Source organism: Micromonospora sp. WMMD812 (genome assembly GCF_027497215.1).
Classification (GTDB): Bacteria; Actinomycetota; Actinomycetes; order Mycobacteriales; family Micromonosporaceae; genus Micromonospora.
Map to the genome: position 1 here is coordinate 5371778 of NZ_CP114904.1, position 18193 is coordinate 5389970.

Below are 18193 nucleotides of genomic sequence, written 5' to 3' on the forward strand. Positions count from 1 at the left end.
CACCCTGGTTCCGGCGCCGGACCGGCGCCGGAACCGCCACCAGTTGAGTCGAGACGACGATAAGTAGGGATTGAAGTGGCCGCCGCAGACGCGCTCGCCAACGTACGCAACATCGGCATCATGGCGCACATCGATGCCGGTAAGACCACGACCACCGAGCGAATCCTGTTCTACACCGGTATCACGTACAAGATCGGTGAGGTCCACGAGGGCGCTGCCGTCATGGACTGGATGGAGCAGGAGCAGGAGCGTGGCATCACCATCACCTCCGCTGCCACCAAGTGTGAGTGGAAGGGCCACACGATCCAGATCATCGACACGCCCGGTCACGTCGACTTCACGGTCGAGGTCGAGCGGTCGCTGCGGGTGCTGGACGGTGCGGTCGCGGTCTACGACGGTGTCGCCGGCGTGGAGCCGCAGACGGAGAACGTCTGGCGTCAGGCCGACAAGTACCACGTCCCGCGGATGTGCTTCGTCAACAAGCTCGACCGGACCGGTGCCGACTTCTTCCGCTGCGTGCAGATGATGGTCGACCGGCTCAACGCCACCCCGCTGGTGCTCCAGATCCCGATCGGGACCGAGGCCAACCACATCGGCGTCATCGACCTGATCGGCATGCGCGCCCTCACCTGGCGCGGGGAGACCCAGAAGGGTGAGGACTACGCGGTCGAGGAGATCCCGGCCGAGCTGGCCGACTCCGCTGCCGAGTGGCGCGAGAAGCTGATGGAGACCCTGGCCGACGTCGACGACGCGGTGATGGAGCGGTACCTGGAGGGCGAGGAGATCGCCGTCGAGGACATCAAGGCCGCCATCCGGCGCGCCACCATCGCCGGCAAGGCCAACCCGGTGCTCTGCGGCTCGGCGTTCAAGAACAAGGGCATCCAGCCGATGCTGGACGCCGTGGTCGACTACCTGCCGTCGCCGCTGGACATCCCGGCGATCGAGGGCACCGCGACCGACGGCGAGACCCCGATGCAGCGGAAGCCGTCCACCTCGGAGCCGTTCTCGGGCCTGGCCTTCAAGATCCAGACCGACAAGCACCTCGGCAAGCTCACCTACGTCCGGGTCTACTCCGGCGTGGTCGAGTCCGGGTCCCAGGTGGTCAACTCCACCAAGGACCGCAAGGAGCGGATCGGCAAGATCTACCAGATGCACGCCAACAAGCGGGAGGAGCGCAGCTCCGCCAAGGCTGGCGACATCATCGCGGTGCAGGGTCTCAAGCAGACCACCACCGGTGACACGCTGTCCGACCCGGCGAACCCGGTCATCCTGGAGTCGATGACCTTCCCGGAGCCGGTCATCGAGGTCGCCATCGAGCCGAAGACCAAGGCCGACCAGGAGAAGCTCAGCACCGCCATCCAGCGGCTGGCCGAGGAGGACCCGACCTTCCGCGTCAAGCTGGACGAGGAGACCGGTCAGACGGTCATCTCCGGCATGGGCGAGCTGCACCTGGACATCCTGGTCGACCGGATGCGCCGCGAGTTCAACGTCGAGGCGAACATCGGTAAGCCGCAGGTGGCGTACCGCGAGACCATCCGCCGCACGGTGGAGAAGGTCGAGTACACCCACAAGAAGCAGACCGGTGGTTCCGGCCAGTACGCCCGGGTGATCGTGAGCCTGGAGCCGCTGCCGCTGGACAACGACTCGCCGACCTACGAGTTCGCGAACGCCGTCACCGGTGGCCGCATCCCCCGGGAGTTCATCCCGTCGGTGGACGCGGGCGCCCAGGACGCCATGCAGTACGGCATCCTCGCCGGCTTCCCGCTGGTGGGTGTCAAGCTGACGCTGCTCGACGGTCAGTACCACGAGGTCGACTCGTCGGAAATGGCATTCAAGATCGCCGGCTCGATGGTGATGAAGGAGGCGGCCCGCAAGGCCGACCCCGCACTGCTCGAGCCGATGATGGCCGTTGAGGTCACCACTCCTGAGGAGAACATGGGTGACGTCATCGGCGACCTCAACTCCCGCCGCGGCATCATCCAGGCGATGGAGGAGCGCAGCGGCGCCCGCATCGTCCGCGCTCTGGTGCCGTTGTCGGAGATGTTCGGCTACGTCGGCGACCTGCGGTCGAAGACCCAGGGCCGGGCGAGCTACAGCATGCAGTTCGACTCCTACGCCGAGGTTCCGCAGAGCGTGGCGAAGGAGATCATCGCCAAGGCGACTGGTGAGTAATCACCTGAGCTGATGGTCCGTGGCCGGTCGCGGGAGGGTCTCCCGCCCGCGACCACCACGGTCGGACCGTGTGAGACCGGGCCTGTAGGCTTCACCGCCGCAGAACCCACAAAAGCTTCCCGGCCGCCAGGCCGGAAAGGCTGTCGACAGAGTCCTAAGCGCCGAACGGCGCGCCGGGCGTACGAACCAAGAAGTCCACAGGAGGACACCAGTGGCGAAGGCGAAGTTCGAGCGGACTAAGCCGCACGTCAACATCGGCACCATTGGTCACATCGACCACGGTAAGACGACGCTGACGGCGGCCATCACCAAGGTCCTGCACGACCAGTTCCCGGACCTGAACCCGTACACGCCGTTCGACGAGATCGACAAGGCGCCGGAGGAGAAGGCCCGCGGCATCACGATCTCGATCGCGCACGTCGAGTACCAGACCGAGGCGCGGCACTACGCGCACGTAGACTGCCCCGGTCACGCCGACTACATCAAGAACATGATCACCGGTGCCGCGCAGATGGACGGCGCGATCCTGGTGGTCGCGGCGACCGACGGCCCGATGCCGCAGACCCGCGAGCACGTGCTGCTGGCCCGCCAGGTCGGCGTGCCGTACATCGTCGTGGCGCTCAACAAGAGCGACATGGTCGACGACGAGGAGCTCCTGGAGCTCGTCGAGCTCGAGGTCCGGGAGCTGCTCTCGTCGCAGGAGTACCCGGGTGACGACCTGCCGGTCGTTCGGGTCTCGGCGCTGAAGGCCCTCGAGGGTGACCCCGAGTGGACCGGCAAGCTGATGGACCTGATGACCGCTGTCGACACCGCGATCCCGCAGCCGGAGCGCGAGACCGACAAGCCGTTCCTGATGCCGATCGAGGACGTCTTCACGATCACCGGTCGTGGCACCGTCGTCACCGGTCGCGCGGAGCGCGGCGTGCTCAAGCCGAACGAGGAGGTGGAGATCGTCGGTATCCGCGAGAAGTCGCAGAAGACGGTCTGCACCGGCATCGAGATGTTCCGCAAGCTGCTCGACGAGGCCCGCGCGGGTGAGAACGTCGGTCTGCTGCTGCGTGGCATCAAGCGCGAGGACGTCGAGCGCGGCATGGTGGTCGTCAAGCCGGGCACCACGACCCCGCACACGGAGTTCGAGGCGACCGTCTACATCCTCTCCAAGGAGGAGGGTGGCCGGCACACCCCGTTCTTCCAGAACTACCGTCCGCAGTTCTACTTCCGGACCACGGACGTCACCGGTGTCGTCACGCTCCCCGAGGGCACCGAGATGGTCATGCCTGGCGACAACACCACCATGTCGGTGAAGCTGATCCAGCCCATCGCCATGGAGGAGAACCTCAAGTTCGCGATCCGCGAGGGTGGCCGCACCGTCGGCGCCGGGTTCGTCACCAAGATCATGAAGTGAGCTGGGTAACCCCGATTAGACCCGCCGCCGGTCGTGCGGCATACTAGTCAGGTTGCGTAACGGCAGTTCGCTGCCCGCGTTCGGTTGATTCCGAACCTCCGGGCGGCAGAGCAGTCGAGCGTGGGGTGGTTGGCGGCCCGGCCGCCAACCACCCTCGCACGGCGTTCAGGTCGCGGTTATCGCGATCGGCGCCTTGACCCACCGCGTGGTCGGAACGCTCCGGAGCCCGGGGCGGAGCCTGGCCCGAGGGCGCGACACGCCCGACCGCGGGGGTCGGCGAAGTGGGCCTGTGCCAGCCGGTACAGGCGCCCGCAACACAGCGGCATCGAGAGAAGGAACAGAAGCCACCATGGCGGGACAGAAGATCCGCATCCGGCTCAAGGCCTATGACCACGAGGTCGTCGACTCCTCGGCTCGGAAGATCGTCGAGACGGTGACGCGTACCGGGGCGCAGGTCGCTGGCCCGGTGCCGCTGCCCACGGAGATCAACCGTTTCTGCGTCATCCGCTCGCCGCACAAGTACAAGGACTCGCGCGAGCACTTCGAGATGCGTACGCACAAGCGGCTGATCGACATCATCGACCCGACCCCCAAGACGGTCGACTCGCTCATGCGCCTCGACCTGCCGGCTGGCGTCGACATCGAGATCAAGCTGTAGGGACCGGACAAATGGACAGGCAAGTTAAGGGGATCCTGGGCGCCAAGCTCGGCATGACCCAGGTCTGGGACAACAACCGCGTTGTGCCCGTGACCGTGGTCGAGGCCGGCCCGTGCGTCGTCAGCCAGGTTCGTAACGCCGACAAGGACGGTTACGCCGCGGTCCAGCTGGCGTACGGCGCGATCGACCCGCGCAAGGTCAAGAAGCCGATCAGCGGCCACTACGCCAAGGCGGAGGTGGCGCCGCGCCGGCACATCGTCGAGCTGCGCACCAGCGACGCCTCCGACTACTCGCTCGGCCAGGAGGTCACGGTCGAGGAGTTCCCGGTGGGCGTGTCGGTCGACGTGACCGGCCGGACCAAGGGCAAGGGCTACGCCGGCCCGATGAAGCGGCACGGCTTCCACGGTCTGCGCGCCAGCCACGGTGTCGAGCGCAAGCACCGCTCGCCCGGCTCGATCGGCGCCTGCGCCACCCCGGGTCGTGTCTTCAAGGGCACCCGGATGGCGGGCCGGATGGGTGGCGTGCGCTACACCGTCCAGAACCTGACCGTCCAGGCGGTCGACACCGAGAACAACCTCCTGCTCGTCCGTGGTGCCATCCCCGGTCCCAAGGGCGCGCTGGTCCTGGTCCGCACCGCGGCCAAGACCAAGGCGAAGAAGGGCGGTGTGGCCAAGTGACCACCGTTGACGTCCTCACCGTCGAAGGCGCCAAGAGCGGCTCCGTCGAGCTGCCGGCCGACATCTTCGACGCGCAGGCCAACGTCGCGCTGATGCACCAGGTCGTGGTGGCCCAGCTCGCGGCGGCCCGCCAGGGCACGCACAAGGCCAAGACCCGCGGCGAGGTCGCCGGTGGCGGCAAGAAGCCGTACAAGCAGAAGGGCACCGGTCGTGCCCGGCAGGGCTCGATCCGCGCGCCGCAGTTCGCCGGCGGTGGCGTGGTCCACGGCCCGGTGCCGCGCGACTACAGCCAGCGGACCCCGAAGAAGATGAAGGCTGCCGCCCTGCGTGGCGCCCTCTCCGACCGGGCCCGCGCCGGCCAGGTGCACGTCGTCGAGGCGTTCGTCTCGGGCGAGAAGCCGTCGACCAAGGCCGCCCTGGCCACGCTGGCCAAGCTGACCGAGGCCCGCCGGGTCCTGGTCGTGCTGAGCAGCACCGACGAGCTGAACTGGGTGTCGCTGCGCAACGAGCCGCGGGTGCACCTGATCGAAGCCGGCCAGCTGAACACGTACGACGTGCTGGTGGCCGACGACGTGGTCTTCACGAAGGACGCCCTGGACGAGTTCCTGGGCGTGCCCGCCGAGACCACCGAGGAGGGTGGCAAGTGAGCACGATCGCCGACCCGCGCGACATCATCGTGGCGCCGGTCGTCTCGGAGAAGAGCTACAGCGAGCTGAACCGCAACTGGTACACCTTCCTGGTGCACCCGGACGCGAACAAGACCGAGATCAAGATCGCTATCCAGCAGATCTTCAACGTCCGCGTCCTGACGGTCAACACGCTCAACCGCGAGGGCAAGCGCAAGCGGACCCGCACCGGGTTCGGGAAGCGCAAGGACACCAAGCGGGCGATGGTGAAGCTGGCTGACGGTGACCGTATCGAGGCCTTCGGCGGCCCGGTCAGCTGAGGGGTGTAGACAATGGCTATCCGTAAGTACAAGCCGACGACGCCGGGCCGGCGTGGCTCGAGCGTTGCCGACTTCGCCGAGATCACCCGGTCCACGCCGGAGAAGTCGCTGCTGGCTCCGCTGCCGAAGAAGGGCGGACGCAACGCCCACGGCCGGATCACCACGCGCCACCACGGTGGCGGCCACAAGCGCCAGTACCGTCTGATCGACTTCAAGCGGGTCGACAAGGACGGCGTGCCGGCGAAGGTCGCCCACATCGAGTACGACCCGAACCGCACCGCGCGTATCGCGCTGCTGCACTACGCCGACGGCGAGAAGCGCTACATCATCGCGCCGAAGGACCTGAAGCAGGGCGACACCGTCGAGTCGGGTCCGAGCGCGGACATCAAGCCGGGCAACAACCTGCCGCTGCGCAACATCCCGGTCGGTACCACGATCCACAACGTGGAGCTGCGCCCGGGCGGTGGCGCCAAGCTGGCCCGCTCGGCCGGCGTCGGCATCCAGCTGCTCGGCCGTGAGGGCGCGTACGCGACGCTCCGCATGCCGTCCGGTGAGATCCGGCGGGTCGACGTGCGCTGCCGGGCCAGCATCGGCGAGATCGGCAACGCCGACCAGTCGAACATCAACTGGGGCAAGGCCGGCCGCATGCGGTGGAAGGGCAAGCGCCCGACCGTCCGTGGTGTCGCCATGAACCCGGTCGACCACCCGCACGGTGGTGGTGAGGGTAAGACCTCCGGTGGTCGCCACCCGGTCAACCCGCAGGGTAAGCCCGAGGGCCGCACCCGTCGTAAGGGCCAGCCGAGTGACCGGCTGATCGTCCGCCGCCGCTACGCCACCCGCAAGCGCGGCTAACAGGAGAGCTGACTTATGCCTCGCAGCCTGAAGAAGGGCCCCTTCGTCGACGACCACCTGATCAAAAAGGTGGAGACGCAGAACGACAAGGGCACCAAGAACGTCATCAAGACCTGGTCGCGGCGCTCGACGATCATCCCCGAGATGCTCGGGCACACGATCGCGGTGCACGACGGACGCAAGCACGTCCCGGTGTTCGTGACCGAGGCGATGGTCGGGCACAAGCTCGGCGAGTTCGCGCTGACCCGCACGTTCAAGGGTCACGAGAAGGACGACCGGAAGAGCCGTCGGCGCTGACGCCGCGGGCATACGGATAGAGGATCAAGGGGTTACAGCGATGCCAGGAAAGGGCGACGCTCCGGTGCTTCCGGGCGCGCGGGCGGTTGCGCGGCACGTGCGCATCTCGCCGATGAAGGCGCGCCGGGTGGTCAACCTCGTCCGCGGCCTGCCCGCGAAGGAGGCGCTCACGGTGCTGCAGTTCGCGCCGCAGGCTGCGAGCGAGCAGGTGTACAAGGTGCTCGCGAGCGCGATCGCCAACGCGGAGAACAACGAGCGGCTGGACCCCGACGCGCTGCTCGTCAGCGAGGCGTACGTCGACGAGGGCCCGACCATGAAGCGGTTCCAGCCGCGGGCGCAGGGCCGGGCGTACCGGATCCGCAAGCGCACCTGCCACATCACCGTGGCGGTCGAGGCGGTCGCGCCGGCCGCGCCGAGGAAGGCCGCGGCGAAGAAGGCCGCCCCGGCGACGCAGGCCGCACCGGCCGAGACGGAGAGCAAGACGGAGGACGCCGAGTAATGGGTCAGAAGGTTCACCCCACTGGGTTCCGGCTCGGCATCTCGACCGACTGGAAGTCCCGCTGGTTCGCGGACAAGCTCTACAAGGACTACATCGGCGAGGATGTCAAGATCCGCCGGATGATGTCCAAGGGCCTGGAGCGCGCCGGCATTTCCAAGGTCGACATCGAGCGCACCCGCGACCGCGTCCGCGTCGACATCCACACCGCCCGGCCGGGCATCGTCATCGGCCGTAAGGGTGCGGAGGCCGACCGGATCCGCGGCGAGCTGGAGAAGCTCACCGGCAAGCAGGTGCAGCTCAACATCATCGAGGTGAAGAGCCCCGAGTCGGACGCTCAGCTGGTCGCGCAGGGCGTGGCCGAGCAGCTGTCCAGCCGGGTCAGCTTCCGTCGGGCGATGCGCAAGGCCATGCAGTCGGCGATGAAAAACCCGGTCTGCAAGGGCATCCGGGTGCAGGTCTCGGGTCGTCTGGGCGGCGCCGAGATGAGCCGGACCGAGTTCTACCGCGAGGGCCGGGTTCCGCTGCACACGCTGCGGGCCAACATCGAGTACGGCTTCTTCGAGGCCCGTACCACCTTCGGCCGGATCGGCGTGAAGGTCTGGATCTACAAGGGCGACGCGGTCCCGGGCCGGGAGGCCCCGGCCGAGGCCGGTCCGTCCCGCCCGCGCCGTGACCGTGGCGACCGGCCCGAGCGGCCGCGCCGTGGTCGGTCGGGTTCGTCCGGCACGACCGCCGGCGGTACCGAGGCCGGCCGGGCTGCCGCGACCACGCTCGCGCAGCAGGCCGAGACGCCGAGTGGGGACGCGGTGGATCCCGCCGCCGTCGCCGCCGCGGCAGAAACGCAGCAGGAGGGCTGACAGATGCTGATGCCGCGCAAGCCCCCGAAGGGCTTCCGCAAGCCGCACCACCCGGACCGCCACGGCGCGTCCAAGGGTGGCAACCGGGTGGTGTTCGGCGAGTTCGGGATCCAGGCTCTCGAGCCGGCGTACGTGACCAACCGGCAGATCGAGTCGGCGCGTATCGCGATGACCCGCCACATCAAGCGTGGTGGCAAGGTCTGGATCACGATCTTCCCGGACCAGGCTCTGACCAAGAAGCCGGCGGAAACCCGGATGGGTTCCGGTAAGGGCTCGCCCGAGTGGTGGGTCGCCAACGTGAAGCCGGGGCGGGTGCTCTTCGAGATGTCCTTCCCCAACGAGCAGATCGCGCGAGAGGCGATGCGTCGCGCGATCCACAAGCTCCCGATGAAGTGCCGCATTGTGACGCGCGAAGTGGGTGAGTCCTGATGGCAGCGGGCGTTAAGGCCGCCGAGCTGCGTGAGCTCTCCGAGGAGGAGCTGGTCACGAGGCTGCGCGAGGCCAAGGCGGAGCTGTTCAACCTCCGCGTGCAGGCCGCAACCGGGCAGCTGGACAACAACCGGCGGCTGCAGGTCATCCGCCGGGAGATCGCCCGGATCTACACGATCATGCGCGAGCGCGAGCTGGGGCTCTCGGCCGCGCCGACTGAGGTGACTGCAGGATGAGCGAGAACACCACCACCGCCAGCGCGCGGGCGCGCCGGAAGGTCCGTGAGGGCCTGGTCGTCAGCGACAAGATGGAAAAGACCGTCGTCGTCGAGGTCGAGGACCGGGTCAAGCACGCGCTGTACGGCAAGATCATGCGCCGGACCAGCAAGCTCAAGGTGCACGACGAGCAGAACAGCGCCGGCATCGGCGACCGGGTCCTGATCATGGAGACCCGGCCGCTGTCCGCCACGAAGCGCTGGCGGCTCGTGGAGATCCTGGAAAAGGCCAAGTAGCGAAGGCTTCGAGCTCGCCCGACGTCGCGTCGGGCGCGGGTTCCGCCAGGCTCCGGCCGCCACGGCGGCCGGAGAACCGGCAGACATAGGAGATAGACGTGATTCAGCAGGAGTCGCGACTGCGCGTCGCCGACAACACGGGTGCTCGGGAGATCCTGTGCATCCGGGTTCTCGGTGGCTCCGGTCGGCGCTACGCGAGCATCGGCGACGTCATCGTGGCCACCGTCAAGGACGCGATCCCCGGTGCCGGTGTGAAGAAGGGCGACGTCGTCAAGGCGGTCGTCGTTCGCACCGCCAAGGAGAAGCGGCGCCCGGACGGGTCGTACATCCGCTTCGACGAGAACGCCGCCGTCATCATCAAGGACGGCGGGGACCCGCGCGGTACCCGTATCTTCGGCCCGGTGGGTCGTGAGCTGCGGGACAAGCGGTTCATGAAGATCATTTCTCTCGCGCCGGAGGTGTTGTGACCGTGAAGGTCAAGAAGGGCGACACGGTCGTCGTCATCGCCGGCAAGGACAAGGGTGCCAAGGGCAAGGTCATCGCGGCCTACCCGCGGCAGGACAAGGTCCTCGTCGAGGGCGTGAACCGGGTCAAGAAGCACACCCGCATCAGCACCACCCAGCGTGGCGCCAAGACCGGTGGCATCGTCACCCAGGAGGCCCCGATCCACGTCTCGAACGTGATGGTCGTGGACTCCGACGGCAAGCCGACCCGCGTCGGTTACCGCATCGACGACAACGGCCAGAAGGTCCGCATCGCGCGTAGCACCGGTAAGGACCTGTGATGACCACGGCTACCGAAACCAACACGATGCCGCGCCTCAAGGAGCGGTACCGCAACGAGATCGTGGCGAAGCTGCGCGAGCAGTACGACTACGGCAACCCGATGCAGGTGCCGCGTCTGGTCAAGATCGTCGTCAACATGGGTGTCGGCGAGGCCGCCCGTGACGCGAAGCTGATCGACGGCGCCGTCCGCGACCTGGCCACGATCACCGGCCAGAAGCCGCAGGTGCGGCGGGCGACCAAGTCCATCGCGCAGTTCAAGCTCCGCGAGGGCATGCCGATCGGCGCGAAGGTGACCCTCCGCGGCGACCGGATGTGGGAGTTCCTGGACCGGCTGCTCTCCATCGCGCTGCCGCGTATCCGTGACTTCCGCGGTCTGGACGGGCGCAAGCTCGACGGGCACGGCAACTACACGTTCGGCCTGACCGAGCAGTCGGTGTTCCACGAGATCGACCAGGACAAGATCGATCGCCAGCGGGGCATGGACATCACGGTGGTCACCACCGCCACGACCGACGACGAGGGCCGGGCGCTGCTCAAGCTCCTGGGCTTCCCGTTCAAGGAGAACTGAGATGGCCAAGAAGGCGCTGATCATCAAAGCGGCCGCGAAGCCGAAGTTCTCGGTTCGCGCGTACACCCGCTGCCAGCGGTGCGGGCGTCCGAAGGCGGTCTACCGCAAGTTCGGTCTCTGCCGGGTGTGCATCCGGGAGATGGCCCACCGCGGTGAGCTGCCCGGCGTGTCCAAGGCTTCCTGGTAATAGCCCGGCGCGCTCCGCGCGTCAGCTGCACTGTCTCTTCGCCGTAGGCCTGCGGGCGAACGCGGGAACCCCGGCGAGAAAGGTTGACGAAATCCATGACGATGACCGACCCGATCGCAGACATGCTCACGCGTCTGCGTAACGCCAACCAGGCGTACCACGACCGGGTGACGATGCCCTACTCCAAGATCAAGGCGAACATCGCCGAGGTCCTGAAGGCCGAGGGCTACATCGCCACCTGGTCGGTCGAGGAGCCCGAGGAGGGCGCCGTCGGCAAGCGACTGGTCGTCGAGCTGAAGTACGGCCAGAACCGGGAGCGGAGCCTGGCCGGCATCAAGCGCGTGTCCAAGCCCGGTCTCCGGGTGTACGCCAAGTCGGACGGGCTCCCCCGGGTGCTCGGTGGGCTGGGCGTGGCGATCATTTCGACGTCCCAGGGGCTGCTCACCGACCGGCAGGCCCGCAAGCGGAGCGTTGGCGGGGAAGTCCTCGCCTTCGTCTGGTAACGGGAGACAGGTAGAAATGTCGCGTATTGGACGTAAGTCGATCCCGGTGCCAACCGGCGTTGACGTCACGATCAACGGGCAGACCGTCAAGGTCAAGGGCCCGAAGGGCGAGCTGTCGCACACCCTGGCCGAGCCGATCACGATCGAGAAGGGCGAGGACGGCCAGCTGTCCGTCAACCGCCCCAACGACGAGCGCAAGGCCAAGGAACTGCACGGCCTCAGCCGTACCCTGGTCGCCAACATGATCGTCGGCGTCACCGAGGGCTACCGTAAGAGCCTGGAGATCGCTGGCACCGGTTACCGGGTCACCGCCAAGGGCAAGGACCTCGAGTTCGCGCTCGGCTTCTCGCACCCCGTGCTGGTGCCGGCGCCGGAGGGCATCACCTTCACGGTGGAGCGGCCGACGCTGTTCCACGTGGCCGGCATCGACAAGCAGCAGGTCGGCGAGGTCGCCGCCAACATCCGGAAGATCCGCCCGCCGGAGCCCTACAAGGGCAAGGGCGTGAAGTACCAGGGCGAGGTCATCCGCCGCAAGGCTGGAAAGGCAGGTAAGAAGTGAGCGCCACGCTGCTCAAGCGCCGCCGCGGCGTCGCCGCCAAGCGCGCCGTCGGGCGGGCGCGCCGGCACTTCCGGGTCCGCAAGAACGTCAGTGGTACGGCCGAGCGTCCGCGCCTGGTCGTCACCCGTTCGCTGCGGCACATCGTCGCCCAGATCGTCGACGACACCAAGGGTCACACCCTGGCGTCGGCGTCGACCCTGGACGCGTCGCTGCGCGGCACCGAGGGCGACAAGAGCGCCCTTGCCGGCAAGGTGGGCGCCCTGCTCGCCGAGCGGGCCAAGGCCGCCGGTATCTCCAAGGTCGTCTTCGACCGCGGTGGCAACCGGTACGCGGGGCGGGTCGCCGCGCTTGCCGACGCCGCCCGCGAAGCCGGGCTCGAGTTCTAACAACCCCGTCACGAGAGAGAAGGAAGGCTGCTGATGCCAGGTCAACAGCGCCGTGGCGGCGGGTCCGGTGGCAACGAGGGTGGTCGCCGCGACAACCGCCGTGAGGGCGGCCGCGGAAACGCGCCCGTCGAGAAGACCCCGCACCTCGAGCGGGTCGTCGCGATCAACCGCGTCGCCAAGGTCGTGAAGGGTGGTCGTCGCTTCAGCTTCACCGCCCTGGTGATCGTGGGCGACGGCGACGGCACGGTCGGCGTGGGCTACGGAAAGGCCAAGGAGGTGCCCGCGGCGATCGCCAAGGGTGTCGAGGAGGCCAAGAAGCACTTCTTCAAGGTGCCGCGGATCGGCCAGTCGATCCCGCACCCGGTGCAGGGCGAGGACGCCGCCGGCGTGGTGCTGCTCAAGCCGGCCTCGGCCGGTACGGGTGTCATCGCCGGTGGGCCGGTGCGTGCCGTGCTGGAGTGCGCGGGCATCCACGACGTGCTCTCCAAGAGCCTCGGCTCGTCGAACCCGATCAACATCGTGCACGCCACCGTGGCGGCGCTGAAGGGGCTGGAGTCCCCGGAGGCTGTCGCCGCGCGTCGTGGCCTGCCGGTGGAGGACGTCGCGCCGGCCGCCATGCTGGCGTCGCGGGCGGGGGTGGCTTCCTGATGGCTCGCCTGAAGGTCACCCAGGTCCGATCCGAGATCGGGACCAAGCAGAACCAGCGTGACTCGCTTCGTTCGCTCGGTCTCAAGCGGATCAACGACGTGGTGGTCAAGGAGGACCGGCCCGAGATCCGAGGCATGATCTTCACTGTGAACCACCTCGTGAAGGTCGAGGAGGTCGAGTAATGACGATCAAGGTCCACCACCTGCGCCCGGCGCCGGGGTCCAAGACCGCCAAGACCCGGGTGGGTCGCGGTGAGGGCTCCAAGGGCAAGACGGCCGGCCGCGGTACCAAGGGTTCGAAGGCCCGGAAGAACATCTCGGCGGCGTTCGAGGGCGGGCAGATGCCCATCCACATGCGCCTGCCGAAGCTGAAGGGCTTCAAGAACAAGTTCAAGGTGACGTTCCAGGTGGTCAACCTGGACCGGCTCGCCGAGCTCTTCCCGAACGGCGGCCAGGTCGGCCCGCTGGAGCTGGTCGAGGCCGGCGCGGTCCGCAAGGGCCAGCCGGTGAAGGTTCTGGGCACCGGGGACCTCGGTGGCGTGACCCTCCAGGTGTCGGCGCACGCGTTCAGCGCGTCGGCCAAGGAGAAGATCACCGCCGCCGGTGGCTCGGTCACCGAGCTGTAAGGAATACCACCCCATGGCGCCCGTCCAGTTGATCGCAACTGGCGGGCGCCATGGTCTACCTGGGACGTATGCGCCCGGTAACATCGGAAGCGGTTTATGTAGCCGGGCACGTCTGCCCGGACCGGGATCGGGCTGTTAGAGTCCGTTCCCAGCCATGGATTTCGGGCACTCGCCCGGCGCCAACCCCGATCCGCCAGGGACAACCGGCGGCCCGCCTCGCGCAGGAGGAAGAAGTTGCTGTCCGCCTTTCTCAGTGCGTTCCGTACGCCTGACCTGCGCAAGAAGCTGCTGTTCACAGTCGGCATCATTGCGGTCTACCGGCTGGGGGCCACTCTCCCGAGCCCGGGTGTGTCGTACGGCAACGTGCAGAAGTGCCTCGACACCCTGCAGGGTGACACCACCGGGGTGCTGAACCTGCTCAACCTGTTCTCCGGTGGGGCGCTGCTCCAACTCTCGGTCTTCGCGCTGGGCATCATGCCCTACATCACCGCGTCGATCATCCTGCAGCTGCTGACCGTGGTGATCCCACGGCTGGAGCAGCTCCGCAAGGAGGGTCAGGCCGGCCAGGCGAAGATCACGCAGTACACCCGCTACCTGACCCTCGGTCTCGGTGTGCTCCAGGCATCGGCGTTCGTGGCGCTGGCCCGCTCCGGGCAGCTCTTCCAGAACCGCTGCGACCAGTTCCCGATCATCCCCGAGGGCACCGGCATCCCGGACTGGCTGACCCTGACCATCCTGGTCATGACGATGACCGCCGGCACCGGCGTGGTCATGTGGCTCGGCGAGCTGATCACCGACCGCGGCGTCGGCAACGGCATGTCGGTCCTGATCTTCACCTCGATCGCCGCCCGCCTCCCCAGCGAGGGTTGGCAGATCAAGAACACCCAGGGCTGGTGGAAGTTCTTCCTCGTCATCGCCCTGGTCCTGGTGGTCATCACCGCGGTCACCTTCATCGAGCAGGCGCAGCGCCGGATCCCGGTGCAGTACGCCAAGCGCATGATCGGCCGGCGGATGTACGGCGGCACCTCGACCTACATCCCGCTCAAGGTCAACCAAGCGGGTGTCATCCCGGTCATCTTCGGCTCGTCGCTGCTCTACCTGCCCCAGTTGGCGCTGCAGTTCTTCGACCAGACCAACCCGGGCAAGACCCAGGCCTGGATCCAGAACAACCTGGTCGCGCCGGACAGCCCGATCTACATCTCGGTCTACTTCCTGCTGATCATCTTCTTCACGTACTTCTACGTCTCGATCACGTTCAACCCGACCGAGGTCGCGGACAACATGAAGAAGTACGGCGGGTTCGTGCCGGGCATCCGTCCGGGCAAGCCGACGGCCGACTACCTGGACTTCATCCTCAGCCGGATCACCCTGCCGGGCGCGCTCTACCTGGGCATCGTCTCGATCCTGCCGAACTTCTTCTTCATCTGGCTGGACAACCAGCAGTACCAGAACTTCCCGTTCGGCGGCACCGCCGTGCTGATCATGGTCGGCGTCGGTCTCGAGACCGTGAAGCAGATCGAGAGCCAACTGATGCAGCGGAACTACGAAGGGTTCCTGCGTTAGATGAGACTCGTTCTTGTTGGCCCGCCGGGCGCGGGCAAGGGCACGCAGGCTGAGTTCATCGCTGCGCACCTCGCGGTCCCGAAGATCTCGACCGGTGACATCTTCCGGTCGAACGTCTCCCAGGGCACGCCGCTCGGTGTCGAGGCGAAGCGCTACATGGACGCGGGCGAGCTGGTGCCGGACGAGGTCACCATCAACATGGTCCGGGACCGGCTCGCCGAGCCGGACGCCAGCGAGGGCTTCCTCCTCGACGGCTTCCCGCGCACCACGCCGCAGGCCGCCGCGCTCGACAAGCTCCTGGCCGACCTCGGCACCGCGCTCGACGTGGTGCTCGAGTTGGTGGTCGACGACGACGAGGTGATCCGGCGGCTCTCCGGCCGGCGCACCTGCCGGGGCTGCGGCAAGATCTGGCACGTCGAGTTCGACGCCACCACGCGCGAGGGCATCTGCGACCGGTGCGGGGCGGAGCTGTTCCAGCGGGACGACGACAAGCCGGAGACCATCGCGACCCGGCTGCGAGAGTACGCCGAGAAGACCGCGCCGCTGGTCGACTACTACGGCGCCCAGGGCAAGCTGGTCGGGATCGACGCCACCGGCCCGGTGGAGGACGTGACGGTCCGCGCCATCGACGCCCTGCGCTCGTACGGCGGCTGACGTCCCACCCGCCCCCACGGCGGATAGAGTGCGAACAGCGGGGTACGTCCGACGTGCCCCGCTGTTCGGCAACGAAAGGTAAACGCTCCATGCGTCGTCCCCAGCTGGACATCCAGCTGAAGACCCCGGACCAGATCGAGAAGATGCGCGCTGCCGGTCTGGTGGTCGCTGACGCCCTGCGCCGGATGCGGGAGGCGGTGCGCCCCGGGGTCAGCACCGCCGATCTGGACGCCATCGCCGAGTCGACCATCCGCGAGGCGGGCGCGGTCCCGTCGTTCAAGGGCTACCACGGCTTCCCGGCGTCGATCTGCTCGTCGGTCAACGCGCAGGTCGTGCATGCGATCCCGGCGCCGACGCAGGTGCTGAAGGACGGCGACCTGATCTCGATCGACTGCGGCGCGGTGCTCGACGGCTGGCACGGCGACGCGGCGATCACCGTGGGGATCGGCGACGTCGACCCGGCGCTGCTCAGGATGGCCGAGGTGGCCGAGGACGCGATGTGGGCGGGGATCGCCGCCGCGGCGCGCGGGGCGGCCAGCGGCCGGGGGCGGCTCACCGACATCTCGTATGCCGTCGAGGAGGCGGTCCGCCGCGGCGGCCGGTACGGCATCGTCGACGGCTACGGCGGGCACGGCATCGGCACCGAGATGCACCAGGACCCGCACGTGCTCAACCACGGACGGCCCGGCAAGGGCCCACGCCTGGTGCCGGGGATGGCGCTGGCGATCGAGCCGATGATCACGATGGGCTCGCCTCGGACGGTCGAGCTGGCCGACGGCTGGACCGTCGTGACCCGGGACGGGTCGATGGCGGTGCACGTCGAGCACAGCATGGCCCTGCTCCCCGACGGTGTGTGGGTGCTCACCGCCCCCGACGGCGGCCGTTCCCGCCTGGGCGACCTGGTCACCGCCCGGCAACCCGCGAACTCGCCCGCTCCCTGACGCTCGGCCTGGCCGCGACGCCGCCCCTGACCCGCGCCTGCCCACGGTGATCCCGAGCGCCGCCGTCACCCGCTCGCCGGGCTTCGAGGGTGTGGCGGGTGGTGTGGTGGTGGCATGCTTGCGGCCATGGAGGGGCGCGACGACATGCGGGCCGCCGACACCGACCGCGAGGCGGTGGCGGACCGGCTGCGGGTGGCGCTGAACGAGGGCCGGCTGGACCTGCACGAGTACGACGAGCGGCTGCAACGGGCCTACCGCTCCCGCACGTACGCGGAACTCGACGCGTTGGTCGCCGACCTGCCGTCGGTCGCGCCACCGGCGGACTCCGGGCTCGTGACGTCGCCGGCTGCCGCACCGGCGACCGCCCAGCGGCCGGCCGTCCGGTCGGCGACCGCCCGTTGGCTGGTCCAGGTCTGGCAGCCCTACCTCCAGGTGGTCCCGATCGTGGTGGCCATCTGGGCGATTTCCTCCCTGTTCGCGCGCGACCTGCTCTACTTCTGGCCGGGCTGGGTGGCCGGGCCGTGGGGCGCGGTGCTGCTGGTGCGTACCGTCACCGGTCTCGGCGCGGGAGAGCCGCAGCGGTGGGCGGTCGAGCGGGACCGCCGGCGCGAGCGGAAGCGGGCGCGGCGGGCCCGGCGACGTGAGATCCGCGCGGCCGGGTCGGCCGGGCCGGACGGGTGGCGGCGGCCCGAGCAGCCGGGCCCGGAACAGGGCCGAGGGCCGGGAGAGTCCGGCGCGCTCGGGTGATTGCCGCCTTTCGCCCGTTTTGACGAATCCGCAGGTGGCCGGTTTGGCGGCGGCCTGGCGTCCGGCGTACACTTTCTGATCGGCGCACAGCGTCCACTCCGGCATGCCCATCCTGCGCTTCGGTGGGGCCGGAGACCGCGGCTGGCGCGGGCTATCTGATCTCGATCGGTGACCCGTGTAAGACGTTGTGGGCCGTCCGGAGCAACCGACGTCAGGACAGCGGAGGACATGCCGAAAAAAGACGGAGCCATCGAGATCGAGGGTCGGGTCATCGAGCCCCTGCCGAACGCCATGTTCCGGGTGGAGCTCGCGAACGGCCACAAGGTGCTGGCTCACATCAGCGGCAAGATGCGGCAGCACTACATCCGCATCCTGCCGGAGGACCGGGTCGTCGTCGAACTTTCGCCGTACGACCTGACCCGCGGGCGCATCGTCTACCGCTACAAGTAATCCTGACGACGGCCGGGAGACACCCGTGTCCGTCTTCGACGTCCGAGGTCGCGCGTGGCGCGTCACCGGGCCTGATGGGAAGTAAGGCAACCGTGAAGGTCAAGCCGAGCGTCAAGAGGATCTGCAACAAGTGCCGGGTGATCCGCCGGCACGGCCGGGTCATGATCATTTGCAGCGACCCGCGCCACAAGCAGCGCCAGGGCTGAGCCCCTCGGCCGGTCGGCACGTCGACCGGTGAGGTCGGCCCCGGCGGCAGATCCCGAACACACAACAC

The 18193-nt window shown here is 68.2% G+C and carries 29 protein-coding genes; all 29 read left to right on the forward strand.

The window, feature by feature from the left end:
- Nucleotides 1–75: 75 nt before the first annotated feature.
- The 29 genes from fusA (at nt 76) to rpmJ (ending at nt 18125) form a co-directional block, all read left to right on the forward strand.
- Entirely contained in the window at nt 76–2172 is a 2097-nt protein-coding gene (gene fusA / locus O7603_RS24875) for an elongation factor G (protein ID WP_281572190.1), read from the forward strand.
- Between the two features lie 211 nt (nt 2173–2383).
- Nucleotides 2384–3577, forward strand: a complete 1194-nt coding sequence (gene tuf, locus O7603_RS24880) for an elongation factor Tu (protein ID WP_281572191.1) — start codon at nt 2384–2386, stop codon at nt 3575–3577.
- A gap of 349 nt (nt 3578–3926) precedes the next feature.
- Nucleotides 3927–4235 carry a 30S ribosomal protein S10 gene (rpsJ, locus tag O7603_RS24885; protein ID WP_007073037.1) on the forward strand — a complete coding sequence of 103 codons (309 nt, stop codon included), beginning with the start codon at nt 3927–3929 and terminating at the stop codon, nt 4233–4235.
- Nucleotides 4236–4246: 11 nt separating this feature from the next.
- Nucleotides 4247–4912, forward strand: coding sequence for a 50S ribosomal protein L3 (gene rplC, locus O7603_RS24890; protein ID WP_281572192.1), 666 nt, complete (start codon nt 4247–4249; stop codon nt 4910–4912).
- Nucleotides 4909–5559 carry a 50S ribosomal protein L4 gene (rplD, locus tag O7603_RS24895; RefSeq protein ID WP_281572193.1) on the forward strand — a complete coding sequence of 217 codons (651 nt, stop codon included), beginning with the start codon at nt 4909–4911 and terminating at the stop codon, nt 5557–5559. Before rplC ends, rplD begins: the two co-directional genes overlap by 4 nt.
- A complete protein-coding gene (rplW, locus tag O7603_RS24900; protein ID WP_076466668.1) occupies nt 5556–5858 on the forward strand; it encodes a 50S ribosomal protein L23 in 303 nt (100 codons plus the stop codon). The genes rplD and rplW overlap by 4 nt, the downstream gene beginning before the upstream one ends.
- 12 nt (nt 5859–5870) lie before the next feature.
- Nucleotides 5871–6710: a 50S ribosomal protein L2 gene (gene rplB / locus O7603_RS24905; RefSeq protein ID WP_109946702.1), complete on the forward strand. Its 840-nt coding sequence runs from the start codon at nt 5871–5873 to the stop codon at nt 6708–6710.
- A gap of 15 nt (nt 6711–6725) precedes the next feature.
- Nucleotides 6726–7007, forward strand: coding sequence for a 30S ribosomal protein S19 (gene rpsS / locus O7603_RS24910; RefSeq protein ID WP_091125151.1), 282 nt, complete (start codon nt 6726–6728; stop codon nt 7005–7007).
- 40 nt (nt 7008–7047) lie between these two features.
- Complete coding sequence (gene rplV / locus O7603_RS24915; RefSeq protein WP_281572194.1) at nt 7048–7506, forward strand: 50S ribosomal protein L22; 459 nt, start codon at nt 7048–7050, stop codon at nt 7504–7506.
- Nucleotides 7506–8363: a 30S ribosomal protein S3 gene (gene rpsC, locus O7603_RS24920; RefSeq protein WP_120780913.1), complete on the forward strand. Its 858-nt coding sequence runs from the start codon at nt 7506–7508 to the stop codon at nt 8361–8363. Before rplV ends, rpsC begins: the two co-directional genes overlap by 1 nt.
- Before the next feature lie 3 nt (nt 8364–8366).
- A complete protein-coding gene (gene rplP, locus O7603_RS24925; RefSeq protein ID WP_073834927.1) occupies nt 8367–8792 on the forward strand; it encodes a 50S ribosomal protein L16 in 426 nt (141 codons plus the stop codon).
- Nucleotides 8792–9028 (forward strand): 50S ribosomal protein L29, encoded by a 237-nt coding sequence (gene rpmC, locus O7603_RS24930; protein ID WP_281572195.1) that lies wholly within the window; start codon nt 8792–8794, stop codon nt 9026–9028. Before rplP ends, rpmC begins: the two co-directional genes overlap by 1 nt.
- A complete protein-coding gene (gene rpsQ / locus O7603_RS24935) occupies nt 9025–9303 on the forward strand; it encodes a 30S ribosomal protein S17 (protein ID WP_281572196.1) in 279 nt (92 codons plus the stop codon). The genes rpmC and rpsQ overlap by 4 nt, the downstream gene beginning before the upstream one ends.
- Before the next feature lie 98 nt (nt 9304–9401).
- On the forward strand, nt 9402–9770 hold the full coding sequence (gene rplN / locus O7603_RS24940) for a 50S ribosomal protein L14 (RefSeq protein ID WP_007073026.1): 369 nt from the start codon (nt 9402–9404) through the stop codon (nt 9768–9770).
- On the forward strand, nt 9767–10087 hold the full coding sequence (gene rplX / locus O7603_RS24945) for a 50S ribosomal protein L24 (RefSeq protein ID WP_018217055.1): 321 nt from the start codon (nt 9767–9769) through the stop codon (nt 10085–10087). Before rplN ends, rplX begins: the two co-directional genes overlap by 4 nt.
- Nucleotides 10087–10656: a 50S ribosomal protein L5 gene (rplE, locus tag O7603_RS24950; RefSeq protein WP_348651035.1), complete on the forward strand. Its 570-nt coding sequence runs from the start codon at nt 10087–10089 to the stop codon at nt 10654–10656. The genes rplX and rplE overlap by 1 nt, the downstream gene beginning before the upstream one ends.
- Before the next feature lies 1 nt (nt 10657).
- On the forward strand, nt 10658–10843 hold the full coding sequence (locus tag O7603_RS24955; protein ID WP_007465272.1) for a type Z 30S ribosomal protein S14: 186 nt from the start codon (nt 10658–10660) through the stop codon (nt 10841–10843).
- A gap of 95 nt (nt 10844–10938) precedes the next feature.
- On the forward strand, nt 10939–11346 hold the full coding sequence (gene rpsH, locus O7603_RS24960) for a 30S ribosomal protein S8 (RefSeq protein ID WP_013288624.1): 408 nt from the start codon (nt 10939–10941) through the stop codon (nt 11344–11346).
- Between the two features lie 16 nt (nt 11347–11362).
- Nucleotides 11363–11905 carry a 50S ribosomal protein L6 gene (rplF, locus tag O7603_RS24965; protein WP_281572197.1) on the forward strand — a complete coding sequence of 181 codons (543 nt, stop codon included), beginning with the start codon at nt 11363–11365 and terminating at the stop codon, nt 11903–11905.
- A complete protein-coding gene (gene rplR, locus O7603_RS24970; protein ID WP_281572198.1) occupies nt 11902–12291 on the forward strand; it encodes a 50S ribosomal protein L18 in 390 nt (129 codons plus the stop codon). The genes rplF and rplR overlap by 4 nt, the downstream gene beginning before the upstream one ends.
- Nucleotides 12292–12324: 33 nt before the next feature.
- Complete coding sequence (gene rpsE, locus O7603_RS24975) at nt 12325–12939, forward strand: 30S ribosomal protein S5 (protein ID WP_091102580.1); 615 nt, start codon at nt 12325–12327, stop codon at nt 12937–12939.
- Nucleotides 12939–13121: a 50S ribosomal protein L30 gene (gene rpmD / locus O7603_RS24980; RefSeq protein ID WP_012015110.1), complete on the forward strand. Its 183-nt coding sequence runs from the start codon at nt 12939–12941 to the stop codon at nt 13119–13121. Before rpsE ends, rpmD begins: the two co-directional genes overlap by 1 nt.
- The gene (rplO, locus tag O7603_RS24985; protein WP_281572199.1) at nt 13121–13564 is read left to right on the forward strand and encodes a 50S ribosomal protein L15; all 444 of its coding nucleotides are present in this window, start codon (nt 13121–13123) and stop codon (nt 13562–13564) included. The genes rpmD and rplO overlap by 1 nt, the downstream gene beginning before the upstream one ends.
- A gap of 234 nt (nt 13565–13798) precedes the next feature.
- Nucleotides 13799–15127, forward strand: a complete 1329-nt coding sequence (secY, locus tag O7603_RS24990; protein ID WP_281572200.1) for a preprotein translocase subunit SecY — start codon at nt 13799–13801, stop codon at nt 15125–15127.
- Complete coding sequence (locus tag O7603_RS24995; RefSeq protein WP_120780904.1) at nt 15128–15781, forward strand: adenylate kinase; 654 nt, start codon at nt 15128–15130, stop codon at nt 15779–15781.
- 89 nt (nt 15782–15870) lie between these two features.
- A complete protein-coding gene (gene map / locus O7603_RS25000; RefSeq protein WP_281572201.1) occupies nt 15871–16722 on the forward strand; it encodes a type I methionyl aminopeptidase in 852 nt (283 codons plus the stop codon).
- Nucleotides 16723–16866: 144 nt separating this feature from the next.
- Nucleotides 16867–17469 carry a DUF1707 domain-containing protein gene (locus tag O7603_RS25005; RefSeq protein WP_281576798.1) on the forward strand — a complete coding sequence of 201 codons (603 nt, stop codon included), beginning with the start codon at nt 16867–16869 and terminating at the stop codon, nt 17467–17469.
- A 228-nt stretch (nt 17470–17697) separates the two neighbouring features.
- Nucleotides 17698–17919, forward strand: a complete 222-nt coding sequence (infA, locus tag O7603_RS25010) for a translation initiation factor IF-1 (protein ID WP_007073013.1) — start codon at nt 17698–17700, stop codon at nt 17917–17919.
- A gap of 92 nt (nt 17920–18011) precedes the next feature.
- On the forward strand, nt 18012–18125 hold the full coding sequence (gene rpmJ / locus O7603_RS25015; RefSeq protein WP_088982067.1) for a 50S ribosomal protein L36: 114 nt from the start codon (nt 18012–18014) through the stop codon (nt 18123–18125).
- The last annotated feature ends 68 nt before the right edge of the window (nt 18126–18193 follow it).

Coding starts and splice junctions, on each gene's coding strand:
- O7603_RS24995 (WP_120780904.1), top strand. CDS start 15,128: ATGAGACTCGTTCTTGTTGGCCCGCCGGGCGCGGGCAAGGGCACGCAG.
- rpsQ (WP_281572196.1), top strand. CDS start 9,025: ATGAGCGAGAACACCACCACCGCCAGCGCGCGGGCGCGCCGGAAGGTC.
- rpmC (WP_281572195.1), top strand. CDS start 8,792: ATGGCAGCGGGCGTTAAGGCCGCCGAGCTGCGTGAGCTCTCCGAGGAG.
- rplP (WP_073834927.1), top strand. CDS start 8,367: ATGCTGATGCCGCGCAAGCCCCCGAAGGGCTTCCGCAAGCCGCACCAC.
- rpsJ (WP_007073037.1), top strand. CDS start 3,927: ATGGCGGGACAGAAGATCCGCATCCGGCTCAAGGCCTATGACCACGAG.
- infA (WP_007073013.1), top strand. CDS start 17,698: ATGCCGAAAAAAGACGGAGCCATCGAGATCGAGGGTCGGGTCATCGAG.
- rplC (WP_281572192.1), top strand. CDS start 4,247: ATGGACAGGCAAGTTAAGGGGATCCTGGGCGCCAAGCTCGGCATGACC.
- rplE (WP_348651035.1), top strand. CDS start 10,087: ATGACCACGGCTACCGAAACCAACACGATGCCGCGCCTCAAGGAGCGG.
- rplB (WP_109946702.1), top strand. CDS start 5,871: ATGGCTATCCGTAAGTACAAGCCGACGACGCCGGGCCGGCGTGGCTCG.
- O7603_RS25005 (WP_281576798.1), top strand. CDS start 16,867: ATGCGGGCCGCCGACACCGACCGCGAGGCGGTGGCGGACCGGCTGCGG.
- O7603_RS24955 (WP_007465272.1), top strand. CDS start 10,658: ATGGCCAAGAAGGCGCTGATCATCAAAGCGGCCGCGAAGCCGAAGTTC.
- map (WP_281572201.1), top strand. CDS start 15,871: ATGCGTCGTCCCCAGCTGGACATCCAGCTGAAGACCCCGGACCAGATC.
- rpmD (WP_012015110.1), top strand. CDS start 12,939: ATGGCTCGCCTGAAGGTCACCCAGGTCCGATCCGAGATCGGGACCAAG.
- rplF (WP_281572197.1), top strand. CDS start 11,363: ATGTCGCGTATTGGACGTAAGTCGATCCCGGTGCCAACCGGCGTTGAC.
- rpsS (WP_091125151.1), top strand. CDS start 6,726: ATGCCTCGCAGCCTGAAGAAGGGCCCCTTCGTCGACGACCACCTGATC.
- rpsH (WP_013288624.1), top strand. CDS start 10,939: ATGACGATGACCGACCCGATCGCAGACATGCTCACGCGTCTGCGTAAC.
- rpsC (WP_120780913.1), top strand. CDS start 7,506: ATGGGTCAGAAGGTTCACCCCACTGGGTTCCGGCTCGGCATCTCGACC.
- rpsE (WP_091102580.1), top strand. CDS start 12,325: ATGCCAGGTCAACAGCGCCGTGGCGGCGGGTCCGGTGGCAACGAGGGT.
- rplO (WP_281572199.1), top strand. CDS start 13,121: ATGACGATCAAGGTCCACCACCTGCGCCCGGCGCCGGGGTCCAAGACC.
- rplV (WP_281572194.1), top strand. CDS start 7,048: ATGCCAGGAAAGGGCGACGCTCCGGTGCTTCCGGGCGCGCGGGCGGTT.